This is a genomic window from Kitasatospora purpeofusca, from assembly GCF_042691725.1.
GTDB lineage: Bacteria > Actinomycetota > Actinomycetes > Streptomycetales > Streptomycetaceae > Kitasatospora > Kitasatospora purpeofusca_B.
In genome coordinates this window covers 3068667-3093769 of the sequence record NZ_CP170483.1, presented here as the reverse complement: position 1 = coordinate 3093769, position 25103 = coordinate 3068667, and the positions used below count along the sequence as shown (strand labels likewise).

Here is a 25103-nt window from a genome sequence, read left to right as displayed (position 1 = left end):
ATGGTCCGGCCGGCCCGCCGGGGGCCCGCCGGAGGCGGTCCGGGCAAAACGGGACCGGCCCGCCGGGAATTCCGGCGGCGCCCCGCACGCTGGACCAGGAGAGCCGGGCCCGAGCCCGCGCGCGGGCCGACGCGCGGGGGAGCGGACGCGGTGAACCGCGACGAGGAGAGAAACGGGGTGTGGGTGAGCGGTGCGTGATCCCCAGGCGCTGTACGAGCTGGACCAGCAGGGCGTGGCGGCCGTGGCCGCGGCGAGGGCCGCGCTGGCGGACACCGGTGCCGGCCTGGTGCTGCTCCACCACTTCGAGGGCTTCATGGACGCCGGCGAGGCGGGCGCCCAGGTCGTCGCCCACCTGCTGGAGACGGGGGCCCCGCAGGTGGTGGCCCGCTTCGACCACGACCGCCTGGTGGACTACCGGGCCCGCCGCCCCGCGATGGTCTTCGACCGCGAGCGCTGGTCGTCCTACGAGCCGCCGGAGATCCTGCTCCAGCTGGTCCACGACACCGCGGGCTCGCCGTTCCTGCTGCTCACCGGGCCCGAGCCGGACGTCGAGTGGGAGCGCTTCGCCGCCGCCGTCCGTGCGCTGGTCGAGCGCTTCGACGTCCGGCTGAGCCTCGACTTCCACGGCATCCCGATGGGCGTGCCGCACACCCGTCCGGTCGGCGTGACGCCGCACGGCAACCGGCTGGACCTCGCGGCCGGCTACCCGCAGTGGTTCGAGCAGGCCCAGGTGCCGGGCAGTGCCCAGGCCCTGCTGGAGTACCGGCTCGCCGAGGCCGGGCACGACGTGCTGGGCTTCGCCGTGCACGTGCCGCACTACGTGGCGCGTTCGGCGTACCCGGCGGCCGCGGTGCAGATCCTGGAGGCGGTGCAGTCCGCGACCGGGCTGGTGCTGCCCGGGACCTCGCTGCGCGAGCAGGTCGACGTGGTCTACGCCGACATCGAGGAGCAGCTGGCGCAGGGCGACAGCGACCTGCGTTCGGCGATCCGCGGCATGGAGGGCCAGTACGACGCGGTGGCCGGCGCCGAGGGCCGGGAGAGCCTGCTGGCCGAGCCGGTGGACCTGCCGTCGGCGGACGAGCTGGGCCGGCGCTTCGAGCAGTTCCTGGCCGAGCACGAGCGCGGGCCGGAGTAGCGGGCGGGAGCAACGGGCGGGAGTAGCGGGCCCGAGCAGCGGCCCCGCGGCCGCGCTCCCCGAGGGGCGCGCGGCCACCGGAAGTTCACCGCCCGGGCGGGAGCGATCGGGCGCGCCCGTCCGTTGGTCGTTGCGGTGCCCGGGGGACGGGCCGTCGTGGGAAGAAACGCCATCGGCTGCTACCCGGGGGGAACCCGTGCCACTGTCCGTACGCCCGACCGCCGCGCTCACCGGCGCGGTGAGCGCGGGCCTCGCCGCCGTGCTGGTCGCCGGCTGCTCCGGCTCCACCGGCTCCGGGACCGTCGCCGGCGGCGCCCCGGACGGCTCCGCGCCGGCGCGGGCCGCCGCGGTGAAGCCGAGCCCGACGCCCACACCCACCGGGCCGTACGTGGCGCTCGGCGACTCCTACACGGCGGGCATCAAGATCGGCCCGCAGGTGGGGGAGCCGAAGGGCTGCTCCCGCTCGGCGGTCAACTACCCGTCCCTGGTGGCCAAGGCGCTCGGCCTGTCCGGGGAGCGGTTCCGCGACGTCAGCTGCAGCGGGGCCCGCACCGGCGACCTGACCGGCGCCCAGAGCACCGACGGCGGCAGCAACCCGCCGCAGCTGGACGCGCTCACCCAGGCCACCCGCCTGGTGACCCTCGGGATCGGCGGCAACGACGCCGGGTTCATGGACGTCGTCGGCCAGTGCGCCAAGGAGAACCTGGTGGACGCGCTCAAGGGCCTGGTCGGCTCGGACCGCGCCGCCGCGCCGTGCCGCGACTCCTACGCCGCCGCGGACGGCGGCGACCAGGTGCAGCACAAGGTGGACGCCGCGGGCGAGCGGCTCGGCCAGCAGCTGAAGGAGATCAAGCGCCGCGCCCCGCAGGCCCGGGTCTACGTGGTCGGCTACCCGTCGCTGCTGCCGGCCGACCCGGCGAGCTGCCTCCCGGTGCTGGGCGCCACGGTGGCCGGCGGGGACCTGGGCTTCCTGGTGGAGAAGGAGCAGCAGCTCAACGCCATGCTCAAACGGCGGGCGGAGGCGGCCGGAGCGGTCTTCGTGGACCTCACGGCGCCCTCGGCCGGCCACGACATGTGCGCCGGGGAGGGCGCCCGCTGGGTGGAGCCGCCGTTCCCGGCGCACGGCCTGGCGGCGATCCACCCGAACGCCAAGGGGCAGGAGGGCGCCGCCGAGGCGGTCCTCAAGGCGGTCCGCGGCTGACCGGAGTGGGGCACCCCGCAGCGGTACCCGGCGCGGGGGCCAGGGTTCACGCCCCGGCCCGCGCGCCGTCGTGCGCGGCACACCTGCGGTGTCACCGCCGCGGCGTACCGTGAAGGGCATATGGACGACACCGCGCACCGCCTCACCGCCGCTCCGGCCCCGACCCCGTACGATCGCGCCGCCGAGGTCCGCTGGGTGCCCGAACCGGACAAGCGCCCCGGCCGCACGGCGTTCCAGCGCGACCGCGCCCGCGTGCTCCACTCCGCCGCCCTGCGCCGGCTGGCCGGCACCACCCAGGTGGTCGCCCCGATGCGCAGCGACTTCCCGCGCACCCGGCTGACCCACTCGCTGGAGTGCGCCCAGGTCGGCCGCGAGCTGGGCGCCGCCCTCGGCTGCGACCCGGACCTCGTCGAGACCGCCTGCCTGGCCCACGACATCGGCCACCCGCCGTTCGGCCACACCGGGGAGGAGGCGCTCGACCAGGCCGCCGAGGCCTGCGGCGGCTTCGAGGGCAACGCGCAGTCGCTGCGCATCCTGACCCGCCTGGAGCCCAAGCGCTTCGCCCCGCAGGACGAGACGCCCGCCCGGCTGGCCCCCTGGCCGGGCCGCAGCGTGGGCCTCAACCTGACCCGGGCCGCCCTGGACGCCGCCACCAAGTACCCGTGGACGCACGGCGCCCACCCCACCGACCCGGACTCGCCCAAGTACGGCGTCTACGCCGACGACCTTCCGGTCTTCCGCTGGCTGCGGGCCGGGTCCCCGCCCGGGCGCAAGTGCTTCGAGGCCACCGTCATGGACTGGTCGGACGACGTCGCCTACTCGACCCACGACGTCGAGGACGGCCTCCAGGCCGGCCACATCGACCCGGCCGCGCTGCGCGCCCCGAGCGAGCGGGCCGAGCTGTTCAAGGTGGCCGAGCGCTACGCCCGGGACGCCGAGCCCGAGGAGCTGGCCGCCGCCCTGGACCGGCTGCTCGCCCAGGAGTGGTGGCCCGAGTCCTACGACGGCACCGCCCGCGCCCGCTCCGGCCTCAAGGACCTCACCAGCCAGCTGATCGGCCGGTTCTGCCTGGCCGCCGAGCAGGCCACCCGGGCCCGCTACGGCCCCGGCCGGCTCACCCGCTACGCGGCCGAGCTGGTGGTGCCGCGCGAGGTCCGGCTGGAGTGCGCGGTGCTCAAGGCGGTCGCCGTCCGGTACGTGATGCAGCGCGACGAGCAGGCCCAGCTGCGGGCCCGGCAGCGGATCGTGATTGCCGAGCTGGCCGAGGCCCTCGGCCGGTGCGCCCCCGAGACGCTGGACCCGGTCTTCGCGGCGATGTACCGCGAGGCGGAGGACGACCGGGCCGCCCTGCGCACGGTGATCGACCAGATCGCCACCCTCACCGACGCCTCCGCCCTGGCCCTGCACGCCCGGCTGACCGGCGCGGACCGGAGCTGACCGGGCCCGGCCCCGCCCCAGGCGGTCGTCCCGCCGTTCGGCCCGGCCGCCCCAGTAGACTTCCGGGGTGGCCGGGCGGATCAGGGACGAAGACGTACAGGCGGTGCGGAGCGCACTGCCGATCGACGCGGTGGTCGGCGACTACGTACAGCTGACCAACGGTGGCGGTGGCGAGTACAAGGGCGTCTGCCCCTTCCACGACGAGAAGTCCGCCTCCTTCTACGTCAACCCCTCCAAGGGCGTCTTCCACTGCTTCGGCTGCCAGGAGAACGGCGACACCATCGCCTTCCTGATGAAGATCGAGCACTTCACCTTCGCCGAGGCCGTCGAGCGGATGGCCGCCCAGGCCGGCATCACCCTGCGCTACGAGGAGGGCGGCTACAGCCCCCGCCACCAGCAGGGCGAGCGCACCCGGCTGGTCGAGGCGCACAAGGTGGCCGCCGCCTACTACCGGGAGCAGCTCGCCTCGCCCGAGGCCGAGATCGGCCGCCGCTTCCTGGCCGAGCGCGGCTTCGACGAGGAGGCCGCGACGACCTTCGGCGTCGGCTACGCCCCGGCCGGCTGGGAGCACCTGGTCCGCTATCTGCGCGGCAAGGGGTTCAGCGACAAGGAGATCCTGCTCGGCGGCCTGGCCTCGCAGGGCCAGCGCGGCGGTCTGATCGACCGGTTCCGGGGCCGGCTGGTCTGGCCGATCCGCGACATCGCCGGCGAGGTGATCGGCTTCGGCGCCCGGCGGCTGCGCGAGGACGACAACGGACCGAAGTACCTCAACACCCCCGAGACGCCGATCTACAAGAAGTCGCACGTGCTCTACGGCATCGACCTGGCGAAGAAGGAGATCGCCAAGTCGGGCCGGGCGGTGGTGGTCGAGGGCTACACCGATGTGATGGCCTGCCACCTGGCCGGGGTCACCACCGCGGTGGCCACCTGCGGCACCGCCTTCGCCGAGGACCACATCAAGATCATCCGCCGGCTGCTGATGGACACCTCCCAGTACCGCGGCGAGACCGTCTTCACCTTCGACGGCGACGCCGCCGGGCAGAAGGCCGCGCTGCGCGCCTTCGAGGACGACCAGAAGTTCGCCGCCAAGACCTCCATCGCGGTCAGCCCCGGCGGCATGGACCCGTGCGAGCTGCGTCTGGCCATGGGCGACGAGGCGGTCCGCGAGCTGATCGACAACCCCGTCCCGCTCTTCGAGTTCGCGCTGAACTCGGCGGTCGCCAAGCACCGGGTGGACACCCCGGAGGGCCGCTCGGCGGCGCTGGAGGAGGCGGCGCCGATCGTCGCCAAGATCAAGGACCGCTCGATCCAGCACGAGTACGCCGTCCGGCTGGCCGGCATGCTCGGCATCCTGGACGAACCGTTCGTGGTCCGCCGGGTCTCCCAGCTGGCCCGCTGGGACCGCGAGCGCCAGCAGAACCCGCGGGCGAACGGCCAGCGCCGCCCCGGGCCCGTGCAACCGGCCGGCCCGGCCCGGCCCGCCTTCGTGCTCAACCCGCGCGACCCGGCGCAGTTCGTCGAGCGCGAGCTGCTCAAGCTGGCCCTGCAGCACCCGGACCTGGTCGCGCCGGCCTTCGACAACTACGGCGAGGACGAGTTCCCGACCCCGCCGTACACCGCCGTGCGCCGTGCGATCGGCCAGGCCGGCGGCGCCGCGTACGGGGCCGCGCTGGCCGACTTCACCGCCGTGGTGCGCGAGATCTGCCCGGACGACCGGGTGCGCTCGCTGGTCACCGAGCTGACCGTCGAGCCGGTGCGCTCGCGCCGCAAGGCGGACGCGATCTACGCGGGCGAGTTCCTGGTCAAGCTGCGGATGCTGGCCGTGGACCGCCGGGTCGACGAGGTCCGCGCCCACCTCCAGCGGCTGGGCAACCGGGCCGCCCCCGAGGAACTGCACGCGGTGCAGACCGAGCTGTGGCAGCTCCAGCAGTACGGGCAGTCGCTGCGCAGCCGGGGCGCCGCCGCCCTGTAGGGCCGCGTTCAGAAAGTCCGCGCACGAGTCTCGGCCACGGAGTGTGGCGTGCCGCACACTGGAGGGCGTCCCACCTCCGTTCAGCGCGGGTCCGCCAGAGTCGCGCGCGCCCCGAGGGGATGCCCGTGGACCGAGGCCCCACCGTGACCGCCCAGCCCGCCACCGACCCGCTCGCCCCGCCCGCGCCGCAGGACGGCGCCCGGGCCGGGGACGCCCCGGCCGAGGACCACGGCCGGGCCGGGGTGCCGCCACCGGACGGCGCCCGGGTGCCCGCCCAGGGCCTGCCGCCGGGCCACCCCGACGCCAGGCAGGCCGGGGGCGGCGACGCCGAGGAGGACGAGGAGGCCCCCGGGCCTCCCGGTGCCGAGCCCGGCGGCCCGGCGGCCGACCTGCTCCGCCAGTACCTCCGCGAGATCGGCCGGATCCGGCTGCTGACCGCCGCCGAGGAGGTCGAACTGGCCCGCGGGATCGAGGCCGGACTGTTCGCCGAGGAGCGGCTGAACCGCCGGCCTCCGCCCGCCGACGGACTGGCCCGCGAGCTGGACGCCCTGGTGGCGGTCGGCCGGCTCGCCAAGCGCCGGCTGATCGAGGCCAACCTGCGCCTGGTGGTCTCCGTCGCCAAACGCTATGTCGGCCGCGGGCTGACCCTGCTCGACCTGGTCCAGGAGGGCAATCTCGGACTGATCCGGGCCGTCGAGAAGTTCGACTACGCCCGCGGCTACAAGTTCTCCACCTACGCGACCTGGTGGATCCGCCAGGCGATGAGCCGCGCGCTGGCCGACCAGGCCCGCACGATCCGGGTGCCGGTGCACGTGGTCGAGCTGATCAACCGGGTGGTGCGGGTGCAGCGCTCGCTGCTCCAGGAGCGCGGCACCGAGCCGGGCCCGGCCGACATCGCGGCCGTCCTGGAGCTCACCGAGGAGCGGGTGCGCGAGCTGCTCCGGCTGGCCCAGGAGCCGATCTCGCTGCACACGCCGGTCGGCGAGGAGGACGACGTCGCGCTCGGCGACCTCATCGAGGACGCCGACGCGGCCTCACCCGCCGAGTCGGCCGCCTTCCTGCTGCTGCGTCAGCACCTGGAGGCGGTGCTGGCCACCCTCGGCGAGCGCGAACGGCAGGTGGTGCAGCTCCGCTTCGGCCTGGACGACGGGCGGGCGCGCACGCTGGAGGAGATCGGGGTGCTCTTCGGGGTCACCCGGGAGCGGATCCGCCAGATCGAGTCCAAGACCCTGGTCAAGCTCCGCGACCACGCCTTCGCGGCCCAGCTGCGGGGCTACCTCGACTAGCTCGGCCGGCTCGACGGGGCCCACTGGGCCTACTGGGCCGACGCCGTGGGCTGGGCCGGGTCGGTGGCGGCCGCCGGCGGGGTGGCCGGGCCGGGCGGGATCGGGGTCGAGGCGACCGTCCGGGCCAGGTCGGAGGTCGAGGGCGAGCAGGCGGCGCCCTCCGGGTCCTTGCGCTGCCCGCAGACCTGGATGGTGACCGCCGGGTCCGCCGCGTTCACCATCCACGAGTAGTTGTCGTACCCCCAGTGGATCAGCGCGGTCTCCGACTCGCCGGCGCTGGTGGTGATGGTCGCCTGGTCGCCGGGCTGGCCCTCGGTGATCGCGGCCCAGGCCGCCTGGCACTTCTGGCTGTACCGGAGGTAGACGACGACCTTGCCGACGTTGGTGGTCAGCAGGGTCCGGGCGTCGCCGCCGCAGCCGGTCGCCTTGGGGTCCTTGTGGACGCAGCCGAGCGCCTGGCAGGCGGGGACCGGCGGGGCGGGGTTGGCGGGCACCGCGGGAGCGGTGGCGGCCGGGGAGGAGCCGCCTGCCTGGGCGGACGGTGCCACGGTGGCGGCGGTCGGCGTGGCGCCCCCCTCGTCGGAGGAGGAGAGGACCCGCACGCCGAGCAGCGCCAGCAGCAGCGCCAGCACCGAGGCGCCGACCAGGGCCGCCGGGCGGCGCCGGGTCCGGTGCGGGCCCGCCGGGGCGGCCTCGGCGTCCACCGCGGCGTTGGCCGCCGTGTCCACCGCGGCCTCCGGAGCCGGCTCCGCACCCGCGCCGCCGTCCGCCACCGCCTCACCGTCCGCCACCGCCTGGCTCGGCGCCGCGGCCGCGGTCCGGTGCCACAGCGCCCGCAGCGCCGGACCGTCGCACTCCACGGCCCCGATCAGCGCGTCGAGGGCCTGCTCGGTGACGACCCGCTTGCCGTTCAGCCAGCGCTCCCAGGAGGCCCGGCTGTAGTGGGTCCGGGCGGCCAGCTCGGAGAGCGAGAGCCCGGTCGCGTCCTTGACGGCGCGCAGTTCCTCCGTCAGGCGTCTGGCGGGGTCGGACAGGTCGTCCGGCAGCTGCTTCCAGGCGGAACCCATGCGGTCTCTTCCAAACATGCGGGCGGGCGGGGCGGCGGGGCTGGAACAGGCGGCACCCCGCGGGGCGCCGCTGCGGACCCGGGCGGGCGCCTTCGCGTCTCAAACCTCGGCGGCCCGGCGTCCCAAAGCGCAGGTCCTGGCGCTGAGACGGACGGAAGTGTCTCACAACGGCGGGAGGGGCTCGAACATTCATATGGCCGTCGGGCATTGTTCTTTCGGCCGGAGCGGTTCGCCACCCGGTCCTTCGTCCGGGGACGGTTCCCGACGGCCCGGCACCTGCCGTGCCCTGGCCCCCACCGGTGCGAGGCAGCCTCCACGGGGGGAGGCTGCCCCGGACCGCAGGGACGCGCGGCGGGGGCGGGCGCATCCGATGCGCCCGCCCCCGCCGTGACCACGCCCGCCGCTCGCCGGTGCCCCGGCGTCCGCCGGTCCGTCAGTGGTGGAAGCCCGTCCGGGCCGGCACCCCGAGCTCCTTGAGCGGGAACGGCTGGCGGCGCAGCTCCGGCAGCAGCCGCCCCAGGTCCTCCAGCAACAGGTCCGCGAGATCGCGGGAGAAGCCGTTGCGGCAGACCACCCGCAGCACCGCGAGGTCCTCCCGGTTCGCCGGGAAGGTGTAGGCGGGCACCTGCCAGCCGCGCTCGCGCAGCCGCCGCGACACGTCGAAGACGTCGAACGGCACGCCGTCCGTCGTGGTGAGCGCGAACACCGGCAGCTCGTCGCCCCGGGTCAGCAGTCGGAAGCCGCCCAAGCCCTCGATCCCGTCGGCGAGGTACCCGGCCACCTCCCGGCAGGCGCCCTGGACGGCCCGGAAGCCGGCCCGGCCGAGCCGCAGGAACATGTAGTACTGGGCGATCACCTCGGCGCCGGGCCGGGAGAAGTTGAGCGCGAAGGTCGGCATCTCGCCGCCCAGGTAGTTGACCTTGAACACCAGCTCCTCGGGCAGCGCCTCGGGGTCCCGCCACAGCGCCCAGCCGACGCCGGGGTAGACCAGCCCGTACTTGTGGCCGGAGGTGTTGATGGAGGCGACCCGGGGCAGCCGGAAGTCCCAGACCAGGTCCTCGTCCAGGAACGGCGCGATCATGCCGCCGGAGGCGCCGTCCACGTGCACCGGGATGTCCAGGCCGGTGCGCCGCTGGAGGTCGTCGAGCGCGGCGCAGATCTCCGCGACCGGCTCGTAGGAGCCGTCGAAGGTCGAACCGAGCACCCCGACCACGCCGATGGTGTTCTCGTCGCAGAGCCCCACCGCCTGCTCGGGGCCGAGGTGGAAGCGCTCGCCGTCCATCGGCGCGGTGCGGGCCTCGACCTCCCAGAAGGCGCAGAACTTCTCCCAGCACACCTGCACGTTGACGCCCATCACCAGGTTGGGCCGGGCCCCGGCCGCGTAGCGGTGGGCGTTGCGGCGCATCCAGCGCCGCTTGAGGGCGAGGCCGGCCAGCATGCAGGCCTCGCTGGAGCCGGTGGTGGAGCAGCCGACGGCGGCGTCCGGGTCGGGGGCGTGCCACAGGTGGGCGAGGATGGCCACGCAGCGCCGCTCCAGTTCGGCGGTCTGCGGGTACTCGTCCTTGTCGATCATGTTCTTGTCGAGGCACTCGGTCATCAGCCGGGTGGCCTGCACCTCCATCGAGGTGCTGACGAAGGTCGCCAGGTTGAGCCGGGCGTTGCCGTCCAGCAGCAGCTCGTCGTGGATCAGCTGGTACGCGGTGTCGGCCGGGACGGGGCCGTCCGCGAGCCGGTGCAGCGGGGGCGCCAGCTCCATCGACCCGAGCGGGTCGGCGGCGGTGCCGAGGAACGGGCCGACGGTCAGCCGGCGGTCGCCGCCGGCCCCCTTGTGCAGTGCCATGGGATCCTGCCGCCCTTCCGTCCGGTGGCCGCTTCACCTCCCACGCTGCCACCGGACGCCGGGTGACGCATCTTCCCGGCGCCGCCCGCTCCCGAGTGCCGCCCCGGGCCGTTCCGGGCCGCCCCGGGTCGTCCGAGGGCCCGCCGGGGCCGTCGCGGCGGCCGTCTCAGCCGGCCGTCTCCGGGTGGACCTGCTCGCGGGCGGCCCGGTACTGCCGGCGGACCGCGGACCCGACCGGCAGGTCGTGCTCGGCGTCCGGGGTCACGGTGACGGCCCCCGGCAGGTCCCAGCGCGGCGGCTCGGGTGTCCCGGCCAGCGCCCAGGCCGCCTGCCGGGCCGCACCGCGCGCCGCGTGCGCGCCGGGCGGCGGGACGACCACCGGGACGCCGAACAGCTGCGGCGCGACGTGCCGCACCGCCGCCAGCCGCCCGGCGGCGCCGAGCAGGAAGACCCGCTTCACCTCGACGCCGCGGGCGCGCAGCACGTCCAGGGCGTCCGCGCTGTTGCAGAGCATGCCCTCGACGGCGGCCCGGGCCAGGTGCTGAGGGGCCATCGACTCCGCCCGCAGCCCGGTCAGCGTGCCGGCCGCGTGCGGCAGCGCGGGCGTCCGCTCGCCGTCCAGGTAGGGGAGCAGCACCAGCCCGTACGCGCCGGGGGAGGACTGCAGGGCGAGGTCGCTGAGGCCCTCCAGGTCGCGGCCGAGCAGGGCGGCGGTGGAGCGCAGCACCTGGGCGGCGTTCAGGGTGGCGACCATCGGCAGGTGGCGGCCGGTGGCGTCGGCGAAGGAGGAGACCAGGCCGGTGGCGTCCACCACGGCCTGCTCGTGCACCGCGAAGATCGTCCCGGAGCTGCCGAGCGAGACCACCGCGTCGCCGGGGCCGAGGCCGAGGCCGAGCGCGGCGGCCATGTTGTCGCCGGTGCCGGCCGAGATGAGCAGGCCCTCGGGGGTGTGGCCGGCGGGTTCGGCGGGGCCGAGCACGTCCGGCAGCTTCAGCTGGTGGCCGAGCGCCAGCTCGACCAGGTCCTGCCGGTACTCGCCGGTGACGGGGGACCAGTAGCCGGTGCCGGAGGCGTCGCCCCGGTCGGTGGTGCGGCGCTTGGGGTGGCCGAGCAGCTGCCAGACCAGCCAGTCGTGCGGCAGCAGCACCTCGGCGATCCGCCGGGCGTTGGCCGGTTCGAACTCGGCGAGCCAGCGCAGCTTGGCGACGGTGTACGCGGGGCTGGGGACGGCGCCGATCGCCGCCGTCCAGGCCGCCGGGCCGCCCAGCTCGGCCAGCAGGGCCGCGGCGGCGCCGCTGGAGCGGGGGTCGTTCCACAGGATCGCCGGCCTGACCTGCACGCCGCCGGCGTCCAGGCCGATCATGCCGTGCTGCTGCGCGCTGACCCCGATCGCCCGCACGCCCTCCAGCAGGCCGCCGGCCGCCGCGTCGCCCAGCGAGTGCAGCCAGAGTTGCGGGTCGGCCTCGCCGGGCCGGGTGTCGGGATCCTCGGGTGCGGGGTGGGGGGCCTTGCCGGAGCGCAGGACGGCGCCGGTGCCGGCGTCGCACGCGACGATCCTGGTGCGACCGGTCGAGCTGTCTATCCCCGCGACGATGGCCATAGTCGAGATCATGCCTCAGCGGACGTCCGGACGCGGCCCGGCCGGGCAACCGTTGCCCGTTCGGTACCGCGCCCGGAAGCCCTTGTCCGGCCGGCCGTCACCGCCCGCTCACCCGCCCGTCACGGACGGGTGCCGGACGGTGCCGCGCCCGGGTGCGGGACGGCGGTCAGGGCCGGTAGGTGCCCCAGCTGTCGTCCCCGTTCCTGGCCCGGTTGAAGTACGACACCCGGTCGGTGACGGAGCTCGGCAGCCGGTCGCCGACCTTCCCGGCCACGGCGCCGGCGGCCTTCCCGGCGACCGTGCCGGCCTGCTGCCGGGCCTTGCCGGCCGCGCCCTGCACCGCGGGGTTCTGGGCGACCTGCCGGGTCACCCTGGCGATCTGCTCGTACCGCTGGCGCCCCGCCCGCGTGCCCAGGACATAGCCCGTCGCGAGTCCGACACCGAACGACAGCTTCCACATGGTCGGATTCCACCCTCTCCTGGCGGCCATTGCCGCATTGCCCTACCCGTCTGCCGGGACGGTGAACCCGCCGGTGACCCCAGCATCCACGGACGGCACCCGGGGCGCGCGGGGAACGCGCCGTGCGGGGGCGCCCGGTGGCGGCCGGGGAAAGCGATTGGCGGACCACCCCCCCGAGTGCGCTAATGTATGTCCCGCAGCGAGCGCCGAGGAGCCCGGGAGACCGGGAGCCGGAGCGGGAAGCTCGATCCCCCATAGCTCAATTGGCAGAGCAGCCGACTGTTAATCGGCAGGTTATTGGTTCGAGTCCAATTGGGGGAGCTCGGGTGGCGGCCCTCGGGCCGTTCGTCCGTGCGTGGTACGGGAGTTGTGTACCGCGATCCCGCATAGCTCAATTGGCAGAGCAGCCGGCTGTTAACCGGCAGGTTTTTGGTTCGAGTCCAAATGCGGGAGCTGCGCCGGGTCCGCCCGGTGACTGCTCAGAGCGAAGGCCCCTCGGTAGACCGGGGGGCCTTCGTGTTGCCCCGGGCCGTCCCGGCGGCGTGATCCGCCTCACGTCGCCGCCTGCTGGAAGAGCTCGGCGACCCGCTCGTCGAAGGTGATGCTGTACGAGGTGCCCGGCGTCTCGCCGCCCTCCTGGTAGCCGCCGATCACCCCGATCACCCGGCCGTTCGTGGTGAGCCAGGGGCTGCCGCTGGTGCCGTCGGTGTAGCCCGCGCAGTCGAACCGCTCCTGGGTCGGGCTCTGCGAGGCGGTCACGCCCGAGCAGGTGATCGGCTCGTCGCCCTCGTTGGGGTAGCCGGTGACCGAGACCGCCAGGCCGAAGCCCTGGTCGGTGCCGAGCGGGTTGCCGCCGACGGCGTCCTCGACCTGCCGCCCGCCCACCGGGCCCACGGTGACGAACGCCACGTCGTACTCGGGGTCGGCGTCGGCGGACCAGCGCGGATCGACGGTGACCGACCTGACCGGCCAACTCCCGTACGGCGAGTACCCGTTGCGGTAGCCGGGAGTGAACACCAGGCCGTCCAGCAGGCCGATCCGGTGGTTCTGCACGCAGTGCGCGGCGGTCACCAGCAGATTGCGCCGAGGGCTCTGCACCACGCTCGCCGTGCACGCCCGGGGTCCCTGGGGGGTGTGCACCGAGAGCGTGCCGACCCGGTCCCAGGCCGGGTTCTGCGGGGCCACCGCCGCCGTCCGCCCGCCGTCCTGCCCCCCGCCGCAGGCGATCGCGGCGGCCAGTAGCAGGGCCGCCGCCGCGGCCGTCCTGGTGGCGCGCGCGGTGCGGGCCGGGCGGGAGGGCATCCAGGGCTCCGTGTCGTCCTCGGGGCGGGCGCGTTCGTCCACGTGTTCCGCCGTTCGGGACCAAGATCTACCAGCCCGGCCCGCCCCGCGCCACCGCCGCCCGCCCGCCCCCGGGCGCGCACCCGGGTGCGCCCCCGGCGCGCACCACGGGTGATCGACCGGCTATGCTGCCCGGGACGGCCTTTCGGGGCCGTCTGCTGCTGCCGCGACCGGCCTGCCGTCGCGTGCTGCGAACCGGGGCGGTAGCTCAGCCGGTTAGAGCAGGGGACTCATAATCCCTTGGTCGTGGGTTCGAGTCCCACCCGCCCCACCCCGCGCAGTCGTCCGGACGACCGGACTTGACCAGGTGCGGTCAGTCTGCCCGCACTCTAGTGGCCGGCGGCACCGCGGACCGCGCCGACAGGCCGGGAATCACTCGAACAGGTCCGCCCCGCAGCCACGTTGACCCTGCCGGCCTCCGCCCGCCCTTCCGTCGGCCCTTCCACGGTCCTGATGGACGGCCAGGTCCCCTACGGCGCCCCCCGGAACGGCCGACGCGGCCGGGTGGGTACCCGGCCGCGTCGTCAGGTCCGGCTCAGCTCAGCGGGAAGGGCACGACCACCAGCCGGCCCGAGGCGTCCCGCCGGAGCAGGTTGACCTCCAGGTCGGGGGCCTTGCCCTGGCTCGCCAGCGCCTTGACCTCGGCGGCCAGCTTGGGGTCGTCGAGGTAGATCCGCAGCGGCTCGGGCGTGATGCTCGCGTAGTACAGGATGTCCCCGGCACTGTGCCGGCCCAGCCCCCACATCCAGGACCGCCAGGAGCGGCCCTGGTCGCTGTTGAGCACGCCGAGCCAGAGGTTGTCCTCGGAGGAGCCCCAGTCGGGCTTCACCTCGTCCCACACCCGGCGCCCGCCCAGGGACACCGCCACCCGCTGGTCGTCGGCCGGCCGGGAGTCGTGGATCGCGGTGACCCGCTCGGCGACGTCCCAGCGGGCCTGCCCGCCGCGGAGCAGGTTCCGGCCGGGGCTGCCCTCCCACCCGGCGGCCTTGCTGACGTCCGGCTGGCTGTTGAACACCACGCCGTACAGCAGGCAGCCGGTCGCGGCCACGACGGCGACGGCCGACCGCAGGCCGCTGCGGGGCCCGGAGCCGGCCGCGCCCCGCTCGCCGGCGACGATCCGGCGGCCGAACAGCGGGAGCACCGCGGCGGCCGCCGTGACCAGGCCGATCACCAGCAGCTGGTGGAGCACCTTCTCGTAGAAGTACGAGGTGTCGCCGGTCTTCTGCAGCTGGTACTGCCTGATCCCGAAGGAGAACAGCACGATCGAGCCGCAGGCCCCCAGTGCCGCGCGGCGCGCCCGGTCGGCGCGCGCGGAGCGCGTCAGCAGCACCGCGAGGGTGGCGGCGACCAGCGGGAACAGCACGTGCCGGCCGACCGGGGTGATGCCGCCGGGCACGGTCAGCACCTCGGCGGAGCCGGCCGTGGAGAGGTTCACGCCGATCGGGAAGAGCGCGAGCCCGCCGGCGACGACGGAGACCGCCAGCGCGCTCACCCAGTGGCGCCTCCAGGTGCTCCAGTGGCAGACGGCCCAGCTGAGCACGGTCGCGCCGGCGGCCGGCAGCAGCAGGTAGTGGCCGAAGGAGATGCCGGCGACCAGGGCGCCCATGACGACCAACTGTTCGTGGATCCGGTCGAGCGGGCGGATGGCCAGGGCGACCAGGACCGCCAGCAGCCCCAGCGCGAAGAGCTCGCTGATGAAGCCGTTGAAGTACAGCTTGGGCAGTTCGGCGACGACCAGGAAGGCGCCGACGGGCAGCAGCAGGGCCAGGCCCCGCCAGCCCCGCAGCGCGGGCCCGGCCGCCCGGTGGACCGCCCAGAGCACCGCGACGGCCAGCGCCGCGGCGGTCACCGTGTAGAGCAGCACGAACAGCGAGATCTGCATGCCGCCGTGCGTGTTCCCGCCGCGCAGGAAACTGGTGATGACCGCCAGGATCAGATGGCTGCCCTGGGGGTAGGTCTCCAGGTGCTCCTGGACGGTGGCGGCCGCTTCGGCCTGGCGGATGGAGACGAGGCCGCCGACCCGCAGGATCGTGTCGTAGAGCGCGCTGTGGCGGGCGAGGTCCTCCGCCGACGTGATCAGCGCCAGGCGCTCGGCGGTGCTCCGGTGGAGCACCGGGTACATGACGAAGGCGACGGCCAGAGCGGCCGTCAGCAGCAGCGGATGGTCGCGGGTGGGGACCAGGGCGCGGACCCGGGCCCGCAGGGGGAGTCCCGGCCGGGCCGGGGCGGGCCCGGCGAGGGCGCGGACCACGACCAGCGCGAGGGCGGTCGGCTCGGCCAGCGTCAGCGGGTGGACACCGTGGCGCCAGTGGCCGACGACCAGGCCGAGCGCGCAGGTCCAGCCGACCAGCGTGACGCCGGAGATCATCAGCCGGTCGAAGGCGGTGGCCCTGGAGCGGATCAGGGTGGCGGCGGCGCCCCAGAGCAGCAGGAAACCGAGCAGGTCGGCGCCGACCAGGTGGAACACCGGGGGGAGCCCGAGCACCGCGGCCGCGAACCACGGCAGTCCGGCGCGGGGCGGCCTCCGGCCGATCAAGGACGGCCGCCCGCCGCCGGCGGGTCCGCCGGTCCGGCCCGGAGCTCCGGGCTCGGACGGGGCCTCCGCCGAATCCGGGGCGAGCGGTGACGCGATTGACACGATTTCCCCCACATGGTGAAGAACACCGGGGTCTTCCAGGACGCTCCTGGGACCCCGGCGGTTGATGCGACAGTGATTCGCCTGCTGACGAGACGGTAGTCGACGGCGCGGACCGCGATGTGCCCGTCCTCAGGCGTGACGCCTCATAGGGTCATAGGGTTGTCTTAATTTATCAAAGCTTTACTGTTCGACAGGGTTGACCGAGGGGTTCGTATCCTTTTCGGATGTTTGCCGACGCCCTGCTGCCGACCCCGCTCACCGACTGCGCCGACGAGGTGTTCGAGCGCTCCGGGGTGGGGCTGCGGCTGAAGCGGGACGACCTGGTGCACCCGCTGGTGCCGGGGAACAAGTGGCGCAAGCTGGCGCCCAATCTGGAGCTCGCGGTGCGGGAGGGGCACCGGCGGCTGGTGACCTTCGGCGGGGCGTACTCGACGCACCTGCGGGCGGTGGCGCTGGCGGCCGGGGCGCTGGGGCTGTCGAGCGTGGGGCTGGTGCGGGGCGAGGAGCTGGCGGGGGCGCCGCGGAACTGGTCGCTGAGGGCCGCCGAGGAGGCCGGGATGGAGCTGGTCTTCCTGTCCCGGGCCGACTACCGGGAGGAGGCCGGGCGGGGGGCCGGGGGCGGCGCCGGGGAGGCGGCGCTGCGGCGGCGCTGGGGGCCGTGCCTGGTGCTGCCGGAGGGCGGCTCCAACGCGCTCGCGGCGCACGGCGCGCGGGCGATCGTGGCGGAGCTGGAGGAGTCGCAGGGGCTCGGGGAGCGGGACGTGATCTGCTGCCCGGTCGGCACCGGCGGCACGCTGGCCGGGATCGCGGCCGCACTGCCGCCGGGGGCGCGGGCGCTGGGCGTGGCGGTGCTGCGCGGCGGCGAGGGCTACCTGGAGGGAGAGGTGGCGCGGCTGCACCGGGAGGCGTATGGGCGGGAGTTCGGCGGCTGGCGGATCGACCACGGGCACCACGGCGGCGGGTACGGGCGGGTGCCGGCCGCGCTGGAGGAGTTCGCGGCCGGGTTCGAGCGGCGGCACGGCATCGCCCTGGAGCGGCGCTACGTGGCCAAGACGCTGGCCGCCCTGTACGACCTCACGGCGGCCGGCGCCTTCCCGCCCGGCACCCGGCTGACCGCCGTCGTCACCGGGCTGCCCGATCCGGCGTGACCCGTCCGGACACGCCCTAGCCGAAGGTGAGGTCGCTGCAGGGGGCGCTGTCGGCGCTGCGGCTGTTCTCGGCTATCGCGCTGGGGACGCCGGTGGGCAGCGGAACCGTGGGGGCGGCGAACGGGGCGCCCGGGGTGCCGGGGGAGGGGGCGGCGGCGGTGGGGCGGTAGTCGCGGCCGAGGGTGACGGTGATGCCCTCGGAGCCCGGCTCCTCGACCGTCCGGGAGCCCGGGAAGAGCGGGGCGAGCTGCTCGGCGACGGCCTTGAACAGCGGGTCGTAGGCGATCTCGGTGCTCAGCCGGCCGCCGGTGGTCTGGCCGAGCGAGACGTTCTGGAAGCCCTGGGCGCGGATCGCCGCGGAGCCGCGGCCGGCGAGTCCGTCGGTGCCGACGCCGTTGACCACGGTGACCGGGGTGGCGAGCTGTTCGGCGGTGAGCGGGGTGGCCGTCGGGGAGGGCCCGGCGGTGGTCGGCCCGGCGGCGCCGGGGTCGGCGCTCGGGCCGGCGGGGTCGGCGAGCTCGCCGGTGGCCTGGCCGTCCAGGGTGCGGTCCTCGCGCAGCAGCCGCCACAGGGTGTCCACGTCGGGGTGGACGAGGTCGATCCGGCCGGTCTGCACGGTGGAGAACCGCCAGGGGGCGGTGACGAAGGTGATGTCGGAGAGCTTGATCTGCTGCATCGACTGGGCGAAGTCGACCAGCTTCATCGCGGTGCCCAGGCCCTCGTCGACGGTGAGCGAGCGGGTCGCGGCGTCGGCCAGCGGGAGCAGGGTCGGCAGCGAGAAGCCCTGGGACTGGATCTTGCGGATCATCGAGGAGAGGAAGGCCTGCTGGCGCTTCATCCGGCCGATGTCGGAGTTGTCGCCGAAGCCGTAGCGGGCGCGCAGGTAGTCGACGGCCGGCTGGCCGGCGATCTTCTGCAGGCCCTTCTTGAGCTTGATGTTGTGCGAGTTGACGTCGTTGGGGACGCAGACGTCCACGCCGTTGATGGCCTCGGTCATCGCGGCGACGCCCTTGAAGTCGACCACGATGGTGTGGTCCATGCGCAGGCCGGTGAGGGCCTCGACGGTGTTCTGGGTGCAGGCCGGGTTGCCCTGGGCGGACTCGCCGATGGTGAAGGCCTCGTTGAACATCTGGTTGGTCCGCGGCTTGGTCCAGTCGCCGCTGGGCAGCCGGCAGGACGGGATGGTGACCAGGGTGTCGCGGGGGATGGAGACGCCGACGGCGTGCCTGCGGTCGGCGTAGACGTGCAGCAGGATCGCGGTGTCGGAGTGGCCGACGCCCTCGTCGCCGCCGCCGAGGTCGGCGTTGCCGTCGTTGCGGGTGTCCGAGCCGAGCAGCAGGACGTTGACCGGCACCGAGGCGCCCGGCGCGGCCGGCACGGGCGCGGGCGGGCGTTCGGTGGCGACGCCGCCGGCGTCGAAGGTGGTGATGTTGGTGTCGAGCCGGTGGTAGAACCAGGCCCCCGCCCCGGCCACGGACAGCACCAGAACGGCGGCGAGTCCTATGACGGTCCGTATGACACGCCGACGGCGCGAGCTGCTGCTCATCCTTCCCGTCCCCCCGTTTTCCGTTCTCTTTCCCCACCCGTACCGCCTGCTCGCGGGCGGGTGTCGGCTTTCGAACGTTAGACGTTTCGGGGGAGTGTTCGGTTACCTCCGATCGGCCGAGAATTCGGCGGCCGGAGCTGTGATGCTCCTCACGCGCCGGGTCCGGAGGCGCCGGCGAGCATCCGCCGCAGCAGGTCGCGCAGTTGGGTCCGCTCGTCCGGGCCGAGCGCGGCCAGCGGCTCGCGGGCGAAGTTCAGCGACTCGCGCAGTTCCTCGGAGGCGGTGCTGCCGGTGTCGGTGGTGGCGACCAGCTTGACCCGGCGGTCCTGCCGGTCGGGCTGGCGGGTGACGAAGCCCCGGGTCTCCAGCCGGTCGACGATGCCGGTGATGTTGGAGGGCTCGCAGCTGAGCGTCTGGGCGATCTGGCGCATGGGCATGGGGCCGCGCCGCAGCAGGGCGAGGACCTTGGCCTGCGCACCGGTGAGCGAGCGGGCGGCGGCGGCCTCCTCGTACTCGCGGTGGAAGAGGGCGACCAGGTTGGCCATGAGGTCGACGACCTCACGGGTGATCTCGTCGGCCGGCTGCGCGGTGTCCCGGATCGGCTGGGCGTTCATGGCAACCAGTCTACCTGAACATTTGACAACGTGAACCTTTCATGCCCATTGTTACTTCACCAGCTCAACCTTTCATGTGGAGAATCATCATGGCTGCCGAGCCGACCGTGCCGCAAGCGCCCGCCACCGCCCGTGAGTGGCACCTCGCCGCCCGCCCCCGGGGCTGGCCGGTCCCGGCCGACTTCGCCCTCGTCGAGGCGCCGGTCCGCACTCCGGGCCCGGGCGAGGTCCTGGTCCGCAACACCCGCCTGTCGGTGGACCCCTACATGCGCGGCCGGATGAACGACGTGAAGTCCTACATCCCGCCGTTCCGGCTCGGCGAGGCGATGGACGGCGGCGCCGTCGGGTACGTGGTCGCCTCCGGCGACGAGGGCTTCGCCCCGGGCGACGCGGTGCTGCACGGGCTCGGCTGGCGCGAGTACGCCACCGTGCCGGCGAAGCACGCGGTCAAGGTGCCGCGGATCGAGGGCGTGCCGCTCTCCGCCTACCTCGGCGTGCTCGGCATGCCCGGCCTGACCGCGTACGCGGGCCTGCTGGCGGTCGGCGCCCTCAAGGAGGGCGACCGGGTGTTCGTCTCCGGCGCGGCCGGCGCGGTCGGCTCGATCGTCGGCCAGATCGCCCGGCTCAAGGGCGCCTCGCTGGTGGTCGGCTCGGCCGGTTCGGCGGAGAAGGTCGCCCGGCTGACCGGGGAGTACGGCTTCGACGCCGCCTTCAACTACAAGGACGGCCCGGTCGGCGAGCAGCTCGCCAAGGCCGCCCCGGAGGGCATCGACCTCTACTTCGACAACGTCGGCGGCGAGCACCTGGAGGCCGCGATCAGCGCGCTGGGCGTGCACGGCCGGGCCGTGCTGTGCGGCGCCATCGCCCAGTACAACGACACCTCCGCGGCGCCCGGTCCGCGCAACCTGGCGATGGCCATCGGCAAGCGGCTGCGCCTGGAGGGCGTGCTGGTCGGCGACCACGACGCGCTGCGGCCGCAGTTCCTCGCCGAGGTGGGCGGCTGGCTGAAGGACGGGAAGCTGCGCTTCGAGGAGACCGTGGTGGACGGCTTCGAGAACACCCCGCAGGCCTTCCTGGACCTGCTGCGCGGCGGCAACACCGGCAAGATGGTGGTCCGCCTGGACGGCTGACGCGGCGTCGGCTCCATTCCGCCTCGCACCGGCCCGGCCGGCGCGAGGCGGTTTGCGTACCCGGCGGAGGGGCTCCGGCCGCACTACCGCATTCCGGCCGGATCCGAAAGTGCGTCATCCCTGTTACGGGGCGGCGCGGTACGGTGGTCCCGCCCGGCGATGGGGCCGTTCGGGGGAGAGATCCGACCGAGGGGTGGACCTCGTTGCGGTTTCGACTAGCATTGAGCGAAAGCCTGTCCGTTTTGCTCAATTTAGTGGCTTAATGTCGGCTAACGTGGGTAACTGTGGATCAACTACGGGCACGAACACGAGGCAGCTGGGGAAGGCGACCCTCGTCCACAGCCTGGAGGTCCCGGTGACGACACGTGGAGTCCTGTACATCCACTCCGCGCCCCGCGCGCTGTGCCCGCACGTCGAGTGGGCCGTCGCGGGGGTGCTCGGCGTGCGGGTGAGCCTGGACTGGATCCGCCAGCCGGCCGCGCCCGGGCACTGGCGTGCCGAGCTCTCCTGGCAGGGCGAGCCCGGTACGGCCTCGAAGCTCGCCTCCGCGCTGCGCGGCTGGCAGCTGATGCGCTACGAGGTCACCAGCGAGCCCTGCGCCGCGGCCGAGGGCGAGCGGTACAGCAGCACGCCCGGGCTCGGCATCTTCCACGCCGTCACCGGCATCCACGGGGACATCCTGATCCCCGAGGACCGGCTGCGGGCCGTGCTGCTGCGCGCCCGCAGCGAGGGGGCGGACCTGGAGGCGGAGATCGCCATGCTGCTCGGCAAGCCCTGGGACGACGAGCTGGAGCCCTTCCGGTACGCCGGGGAGGGCGCGCCGGTGCGCTGGCTGCACCAGGTGGTCTGACCGGACGGAGACGGGGAGAGGGGCCGGCGCTCGCGATGAGCGCCGGCCCCCTCTCCCCGTCGTCCGGGCCCGGGGTCAGCGGGTGCGGAAGGCCAGCACCACGTTGTGGCCGCCGAAGCCGAACGAGTTGTTCAGCGCGGCGATCCGGCCCTCGGGCAGCTTGCGGGCCTCGCCGCGGACGATGTCCGCGTCCACGTCCTCGTCCAGCTCGTCGACGTTGATGGTCGGCGGGGCGACGCGGTGGTACAGCGCCTGCACGGTGGCGACCGTCTCGATGCCGCCGGCGCCGCCCAGCAGGTGACCGGTCATCGACTTGGTGGCCGAGATGGCGATGTGCCCGAGGTCCTCGCCCAGCTCCTTGCGGAGCGCCTTCAGCTCGGCGGTGTCACCCTGCGGGGTCGAGGTGGCGTGCGCGTTGACGTGCACGATCTCGGCCTTGTCCAGCTGGTTGCGGTCGAACAGGTCGGCCAGCGCGCGGGCCACACCGGCGCCGGTCGGCTCGGGCTGGGCGATGTGGTGGGCGTCCGAGGACAGGCCCTGGCCCACCGCCTCGCAGTAGATCCGGGCGCCGCGGGCCTCGGCGTGCTCCACCGACTCCAGCACGACCACGCCGGCGCCCTCGCCGAGCACGAAGCCGTCCCGGCCCTTGTCGTACGGGCGGGAGGCGCGCTCGGGCTCGTCGTTGTTCTTGGACATCGCCATCATGTTGGCGAAGGCGGCGATCGGCAGCGGGTGGACCGCCGCCTCGGTGCCGCCCGCGATCACGACGTCGGCGCGGCCGCTGCGGATCATCTCGATCGCGTAGCCGATCGCCTCGGCGCCGGAGGCGCAGGCGGAGACGGGGGTGTGCACACCCGCGCGGGCGCCGACCTCCAGGCCGACGTTGGCCGCCGGGGAGTTGGGCATCAGCATCGGGACGGTGTGCGGGGAGACCTTGCGGGCGCCCTTCTCCTTCAGCACGTCGTACTGGTCGAGCAGGGTGGTCACGCCGCCGATGCCGGAGGCGATCACGGCGCCCAGGCGCTCCGGGGCCAGCTTGGACGACTCGTCGGTGGCCGGGGTCTCGAAGCCGGCGTCGGCCCAGGCCTCACGGGCGGCGATCAGCGCGAACTGGGCCGAGCGGTCCAGCTTGCGGGCCAGCGGGCGGGGCAGGATCTCGCCCGGCTCGACGGCGGTCCGCGCGGCGATCCGCACGGGCAGCTCGGCGGCCCACTCCTCGGTCAGGGCAGCCACCCCGGAGCGCCCGGCGAGCAGGTTCTCCCAGGTGGTGGCGGCGTCGCCGCCCAGCGGCGTGAAGGCGCCGATACCCGTGACGACCACGGTACGGTTCTCAACAGTCACTGGATCTTCTTCTCTCACGTTTGTGCGGGGGTCGGCGGCGGCCGAAGGTGAGCCCGGCCGGGCGCCCGGTGGGGCGTCCCGGCCGGCGGGTCGGCCGGCTCGGAGGAGCCGGCCGAGGTCAGGCGTCGAACGCGTCGACTGCTCAGGCGTGGCTGAGGATGTAGTCCACGGCGTCGCCGACGGTCTTCAGGTTCTTGACCTCGTCGTCCGGGATCTTGACGTCGAAGCGCTCCTCGGCGGCCACGACGACCTCGACCATGGACAGCGAGTCGACGTCCAGGTCGTCGGTGAAGGACTTGTCGAGCTCGACGTCCTCGGCCGGGATGCCGGCGATCTCGTTGACGATCTCGGCGAGACCTTCCAGAACCTCGTCCTTGGTAGCCATACTGGCTGCTCCTCTTCGGTGGTGAATGCGGCCGCCCGGCGGACGGACGCAGGTTTGCGGGTGGATCGGGCGAAAACGCCTAGGGGAGCGTAACGACTGCCGCGGCGTACACGAGACCCGCCCCGAACCCGATGATCAGGGCGAGGTCGCCGCTGCGGGCTTCTCCGCTCTCCAGCATGCGTTCCATCGCCAGCGGGATGGACGCCGCCGAGGTGTTCCCGGTCTCCGTGATGTCGCGGGCGACCGGCACCGAGGCGGGCAGCTTGAGGGCCTTGATCATGGCGTCGGTGATCCGCATGTTGGCCTGGTGCGGGATGAACGCGCCGAGCTGGTCGGCGGTGATCCCGGCGGCGTCGAGCGCCTGCTGGGCCACCTTGGCCATCTCCCAGACCGCCCAGCGGAAGACCGTCTGGCCCTCCATCCGCAGCGCGGGCCAGGTGAGCCGCTCGCCGGCGCCGTTGACGGCGTCCTCCTTGGCGAACGCGGTGTCCCAGGCCTGGGTCTGCGAGATGACGTCCTTCTGCGAGCCGTCCGAACCCCAGACGACCTTGCCGATGCCGGGGGTGTCGGACGGGCCGACGATCGCGGCGCCGGCGCCGTCGCCGAAGATGAACGCGGTCGAGCGGTCCGAGGTGTCGGTCAGGTCGCTCAGCCGCTCCACGCCGATCACCAGCACGTACTCGGCGTTGCCGCCGCGGACCAGGCCGTCGGCCAGGCCGAGGCCGTAGCCGAAGCCGGCGCAGGCGGCCGAGATGTCGAAGGCCGGGGCGGTGCCGCAGCCGAGCCGCTCGGCGATCTCGGTGGCGATGGCCGGGGTCTGCTTGAGGTGCGAGACGGTGGCGACGATCACGCCGCCGATCCGCGCCGGGTCGATCCCGGCCTGGGCGATCGCCTTGCCGGCGGCCTGCACCGACATCTCGGCGACCGACTCCTCGGGGCCGGCCCAGCGGCGCTCGGCGATCCCGCTGCGGGTGCGGATCCACTCGTCCGAGGAGTCGATCCAGGTCAGCACCTCGGCGTTCGGGATCACCCGGACCGGGCGGTAGCCGCCCACACCGTGGATGCGCGCGTACCGCGCCCCGGTGACCGGGCGGATCTGGGGGGTGTTGCTCATGCCTGCTGCTCCTGCTCCTGACCGCCGTGCTCCGCGACGATCTCGCGGGCCTTGTCCAGGTCGGCGGGGGTCTTGAGGGCAAGCGTCGCCACGCCCTTGAGGTTGCGCTTGACCAGTCCGGTGAGGGTGCCCGCGGGGGCGAGCTCGATGACGGCGGTCGCGCCCAGCTCCCGCAGGGTCTCCATGCAGAGGTCCCAGCGGACCGGGTTGGAGACCTGCGACACCAGGCGGCTCAGCACCTCGGCGCCGGAGGTGACGACTCCGCCGTCCTGGTTGGAGACGTACGCCACCTTCGGGTCGGCGACCGGCAGGGTCGGGGCCAGCTTGGCCAGCCGCTCGACACCGGGGGCCATGTGGGTCGTGTGGAACGCGCCCGCGACCTTCAGCGCGATCAGCCGGGCACCGGCCGGCGGGTCCTCGCGCAGCGCGTCCAGCTGCGGCAGGGTGCCGGCCGCGACGATCTGGCCGCCGCCGTTGTTGTTGGCCGGGGTCAGGCCGTGCTCGGCGAGCTTCGCCGCGACGACCTCCGCGTCGCCGCCGAGCACGGCGAGCATGCCGGTCTCGGTGGCCGCGGCGGCCTCGGCCATGGCGAGGCTGCGCTCGCGCACGAAGGTCAGCGCGTCGCGGGCGCTCAGCACACCGGCGCCGGCCGCGGCGGTGATCTCGCCGACGCTGTGGCCGGCGACCGCGCCGACCAGCGCGCGGGCGGCGTCCTCGTCCGGGAACAGCGCACGCGCGGTCACCAGACCGGCCGCCACCAGCAGCGGCTGGGCGACGGCGGTGTCCTTGATCTCCTCGGCGTCCGCCTCGGTTCCGGCGCGCACGAGGTCGAGCCCGGCGACCTCCGACCAGCCCTGCAGGCGGTCGGCGACACCGTCGAGCTCCAGCCAGGGGCTGAGGAAACCGGGGGTCTGGGCACCCTGTCCAGGGGCGACGATTACGAGCACGGTTCAACCCTCTCTCGCCAGGCGCCCGGGGGCGGGTAGGCGACGGTAACG

20 protein-coding genes and 3 tRNA genes are annotated in these 25103 nt (G+C 74.3%); 11 read left to right on the top strand and 12 right to left on the bottom strand.

The genetic code is table 11. From position 1 onward, the window contains the following. Positions 1–190 precede the first annotated feature (190 nt). From ACFCLZ_RS12910 to ACFCLZ_RS12890, 5 genes are all read left to right on the top strand, one after another. Positions 191–1135 (top strand): proteasome assembly chaperone family protein, encoded by a 945-nt coding sequence (locus tag ACFCLZ_RS12910; protein ID WP_380285043.1) that lies wholly within the window; start codon positions 191–193, stop codon positions 1133–1135. A gap of 196 nt (positions 1136–1331) precedes the next feature. Then, on the top strand, positions 1332–2336 hold the full coding sequence (locus tag ACFCLZ_RS12905) for an SGNH/GDSL hydrolase family protein (RefSeq protein ID WP_380285042.1): 1005 nt from the start codon (positions 1332–1334) through the stop codon (positions 2334–2336). A gap of 120 nt (positions 2337–2456) precedes the next feature. Further along, positions 2457–3773, top strand: a complete 1317-nt coding sequence (locus tag ACFCLZ_RS12900) for a deoxyguanosinetriphosphate triphosphohydrolase (RefSeq protein WP_380285041.1) — start codon at positions 2457–2459, stop codon at positions 3771–3773. A 67-nt stretch (positions 3774–3840) separates the two neighbouring features. Further along, positions 3841–5745 carry a DNA primase gene (dnaG, locus tag ACFCLZ_RS12895; RefSeq protein WP_380285040.1) on the top strand — a complete coding sequence of 635 codons (1905 nt, stop codon included), beginning with the start codon at positions 3841–3843 and terminating at the stop codon, positions 5743–5745. A gap of 119 nt (positions 5746–5864) precedes the next feature. Beyond that, positions 5865–7031, top strand: coding sequence for an RNA polymerase sigma factor (locus ACFCLZ_RS12890; protein WP_380285039.1), 1167 nt, complete (start codon positions 5865–5867; stop codon positions 7029–7031). A gap of 29 nt (positions 7032–7060) precedes the next feature. Here ACFCLZ_RS12890 and ACFCLZ_RS12885 read toward each other — a convergent pair whose 3' ends face one another. The 4 genes from ACFCLZ_RS12885 to ACFCLZ_RS12870 form a co-directional block, all read right to left on the bottom strand. Further along, positions 7061–8098: a DUF2690 domain-containing protein gene (locus ACFCLZ_RS12885; RefSeq protein WP_380285038.1), complete on the bottom strand. Its 1038-nt coding sequence runs from the start codon at positions 8096–8098 to the stop codon at positions 7061–7063. Between the two features lie 433 nt (positions 8099–8531). Continuing rightward, positions 8532–9938: a glutamate decarboxylase gene (locus ACFCLZ_RS12880; RefSeq protein WP_380285037.1), complete on the bottom strand. Its 1407-nt coding sequence runs from the start codon at positions 9936–9938 to the stop codon at positions 8532–8534. Positions 9939–10104: 166 nt separating this feature from the next. Beyond that, positions 10105–11538 carry an FGGY family carbohydrate kinase gene (locus ACFCLZ_RS12875; RefSeq protein WP_380285036.1) on the bottom strand — a complete coding sequence of 478 codons (1434 nt, stop codon included), beginning with the start codon at positions 11536–11538 and terminating at the stop codon, positions 10105–10107. Positions 11539–11704: 166 nt separating this feature from the next. Further along, positions 11705–11998: a hypothetical protein gene (locus ACFCLZ_RS12870; protein ID WP_380285035.1), complete on the bottom strand. Its 294-nt coding sequence runs from the start codon at positions 11996–11998 to the stop codon at positions 11705–11707. Positions 11999–12246: 248 nt separating this feature from the next. Here ACFCLZ_RS12870 and ACFCLZ_RS12865 point away from each other — a divergent pair. Together ACFCLZ_RS12865 and ACFCLZ_RS12860 are read left to right on the top strand one after the other, a co-directional pair. Further along, positions 12247–12319 (top strand) — tRNA-Asn (locus tag ACFCLZ_RS12865). A gap of 59 nt (positions 12320–12378) precedes the next feature. After that, positions 12379–12451, top strand: a tRNA-Asn gene (locus ACFCLZ_RS12860). A gap of 99 nt (positions 12452–12550) precedes the next feature. Here ACFCLZ_RS12860 and ACFCLZ_RS12855 read toward each other — a convergent pair. Beyond that, positions 12551–13342: a trypsin-like serine peptidase gene (locus ACFCLZ_RS12855; protein ID WP_380285034.1), complete on the bottom strand. Its 792-nt coding sequence runs from the start codon at positions 13340–13342 to the stop codon at positions 12551–12553. 194 nt (positions 13343–13536) lie between these two features. On the opposite strand from ACFCLZ_RS12855, the gene ACFCLZ_RS12850 reads away from it, so the two are divergent. Next, positions 13537–13610: transfer RNA gene (locus tag ACFCLZ_RS12850), tRNA-Ile, on the top strand. 264 nt (positions 13611–13874) lie between these two features. Here ACFCLZ_RS12850 and ACFCLZ_RS12845 read toward each other — a convergent pair. Beyond that, complete coding sequence (locus tag ACFCLZ_RS12845) at positions 13875–15824, bottom strand: hypothetical protein (RefSeq protein ID WP_380285033.1); 1950 nt, start codon at positions 15822–15824, stop codon at positions 13875–13877. 377 nt (positions 15825–16201) lie between these two features. Between ACFCLZ_RS12845 and ACFCLZ_RS12840 the strand changes: the two genes are divergently transcribed. Next, positions 16202–17125 carry a 1-aminocyclopropane-1-carboxylate deaminase/D-cysteine desulfhydrase gene (locus tag ACFCLZ_RS12840; protein WP_380285032.1) on the top strand — a complete coding sequence of 308 codons (924 nt, stop codon included), beginning with the start codon at positions 16202–16204 and terminating at the stop codon, positions 17123–17125. A gap of 16 nt (positions 17126–17141) precedes the next feature. Here ACFCLZ_RS12840 and ACFCLZ_RS12835 read toward each other — a convergent pair whose 3' ends face one another. Beyond that, entirely contained in the window at positions 17142–18671 is a 1530-nt protein-coding gene (locus ACFCLZ_RS12835; protein ID WP_380285031.1) for an LCP family protein, read from the bottom strand. A gap of 149 nt (positions 18672–18820) precedes the next feature. Continuing rightward, positions 18821–19285, bottom strand: coding sequence for a MarR family winged helix-turn-helix transcriptional regulator (locus ACFCLZ_RS12830; protein ID WP_380285030.1), 465 nt, complete (start codon positions 19283–19285; stop codon positions 18821–18823). An 89-nt stretch (positions 19286–19374) separates the two neighbouring features. On the opposite strand from ACFCLZ_RS12830, the gene ACFCLZ_RS12825 reads away from it, so the two are divergent. Together ACFCLZ_RS12825 and ACFCLZ_RS12820 are read left to right on the top strand one after the other, a co-directional pair. Further along, complete coding sequence (locus ACFCLZ_RS12825; protein WP_380285029.1) at positions 19375–20415, top strand: NADP-dependent oxidoreductase; 1041 nt, start codon at positions 19375–19377, stop codon at positions 20413–20415. A gap of 355 nt (positions 20416–20770) precedes the next feature. Beyond that, positions 20771–21265: a DUF3145 domain-containing protein gene (locus tag ACFCLZ_RS12820; protein WP_350566458.1), complete on the top strand. Its 495-nt coding sequence runs from the start codon at positions 20771–20773 to the stop codon at positions 21263–21265. A gap of 75 nt (positions 21266–21340) precedes the next feature. Here the strand turns inward: ACFCLZ_RS12820 and fabF are convergent, their stop codons facing one another. From fabF to ACFCLZ_RS12800, 4 genes are all read right to left on the bottom strand, one after another. Beyond that, positions 21341–22606 (bottom strand): beta-ketoacyl-ACP synthase II, encoded by a 1266-nt coding sequence (gene fabF, locus ACFCLZ_RS12815; protein WP_380285028.1) that lies wholly within the window; start codon positions 22604–22606, stop codon positions 21341–21343. A 142-nt stretch (positions 22607–22748) separates the two neighbouring features. Then, positions 22749–22991 carry an acyl carrier protein gene (locus ACFCLZ_RS12810; protein WP_380285027.1) on the bottom strand — a complete coding sequence of 81 codons (243 nt, stop codon included), beginning with the start codon at positions 22989–22991 and terminating at the stop codon, positions 22749–22751. 79 nt (positions 22992–23070) lie between these two features. Next, positions 23071–24105 carry a beta-ketoacyl-ACP synthase III gene (locus tag ACFCLZ_RS12805; protein ID WP_380285026.1) on the bottom strand — a complete coding sequence of 345 codons (1035 nt, stop codon included), beginning with the start codon at positions 24103–24105 and terminating at the stop codon, positions 23071–23073. Beyond that, a complete protein-coding gene (locus ACFCLZ_RS12800) occupies positions 24102–25052 on the bottom strand; it encodes an ACP S-malonyltransferase (protein WP_380285025.1) in 951 nt (316 codons plus the stop codon). The genes ACFCLZ_RS12805 and ACFCLZ_RS12800 overlap by 4 nt, the downstream gene beginning before the upstream one ends. Positions 25053–25103 lie beyond the last annotated feature (51 nt).

Coding starts and splice junctions, on each gene's coding strand:
- ACFCLZ_RS12825 (WP_380285029.1), top strand. CDS start 19,375: ATGGCTGCCGAGCCGACCGTGCCGCAAGCGCCCGCCACCGCCCGTGAG.
- ACFCLZ_RS12830 (WP_380285030.1), bottom strand. CDS start 19,285: ATGAACGCCCAGCCGATCCGGGACACCGCGCAGCCGGCCGACGAGATC.
- ACFCLZ_RS12880 (WP_380285037.1), bottom strand. CDS start 9,938: ATGGCACTGCACAAGGGGGCCGGCGGCGACCGCCGGCTGACCGTCGGC.
- ACFCLZ_RS12840 (WP_380285032.1), top strand. CDS start 16,202: ATGTTTGCCGACGCCCTGCTGCCGACCCCGCTCACCGACTGCGCCGAC.
- ACFCLZ_RS12875 (WP_380285036.1), bottom strand. CDS start 11,538: ATGGCCATCGTCGCGGGGATAGACAGCTCGACCGGTCGCACCAGGATC.
- ACFCLZ_RS12810 (WP_380285027.1), bottom strand. CDS start 22,991: ATGGCTACCAAGGACGAGGTTCTGGAAGGTCTCGCCGAGATCGTCAAC.
- ACFCLZ_RS12835 (WP_380285031.1), bottom strand. CDS start 18,671: ATGAGCAGCAGCTCGCGCCGTCGGCGTGTCATACGGACCGTCATAGGA.
- ACFCLZ_RS12900 (WP_380285041.1), top strand. CDS start 2,457: ATGGACGACACCGCGCACCGCCTCACCGCCGCTCCGGCCCCGACCCCG.
- ACFCLZ_RS12885 (WP_380285038.1), bottom strand. CDS start 8,098: ATGGGTTCCGCCTGGAAGCAGCTGCCGGACGACCTGTCCGACCCCGCC.
- ACFCLZ_RS12870 (WP_380285035.1), bottom strand. CDS start 11,998: ATGTGGAAGCTGTCGTTCGGTGTCGGACTCGCGACGGGCTATGTCCTG.
- ACFCLZ_RS12805 (WP_380285026.1), bottom strand. CDS start 24,105: ATGAGCAACACCCCCCAGATCCGCCCGGTCACCGGGGCGCGGTACGCG.
- ACFCLZ_RS12890 (WP_380285039.1), top strand. CDS start 5,865: ATGCCCGTGGACCGAGGCCCCACCGTGACCGCCCAGCCCGCCACCGAC.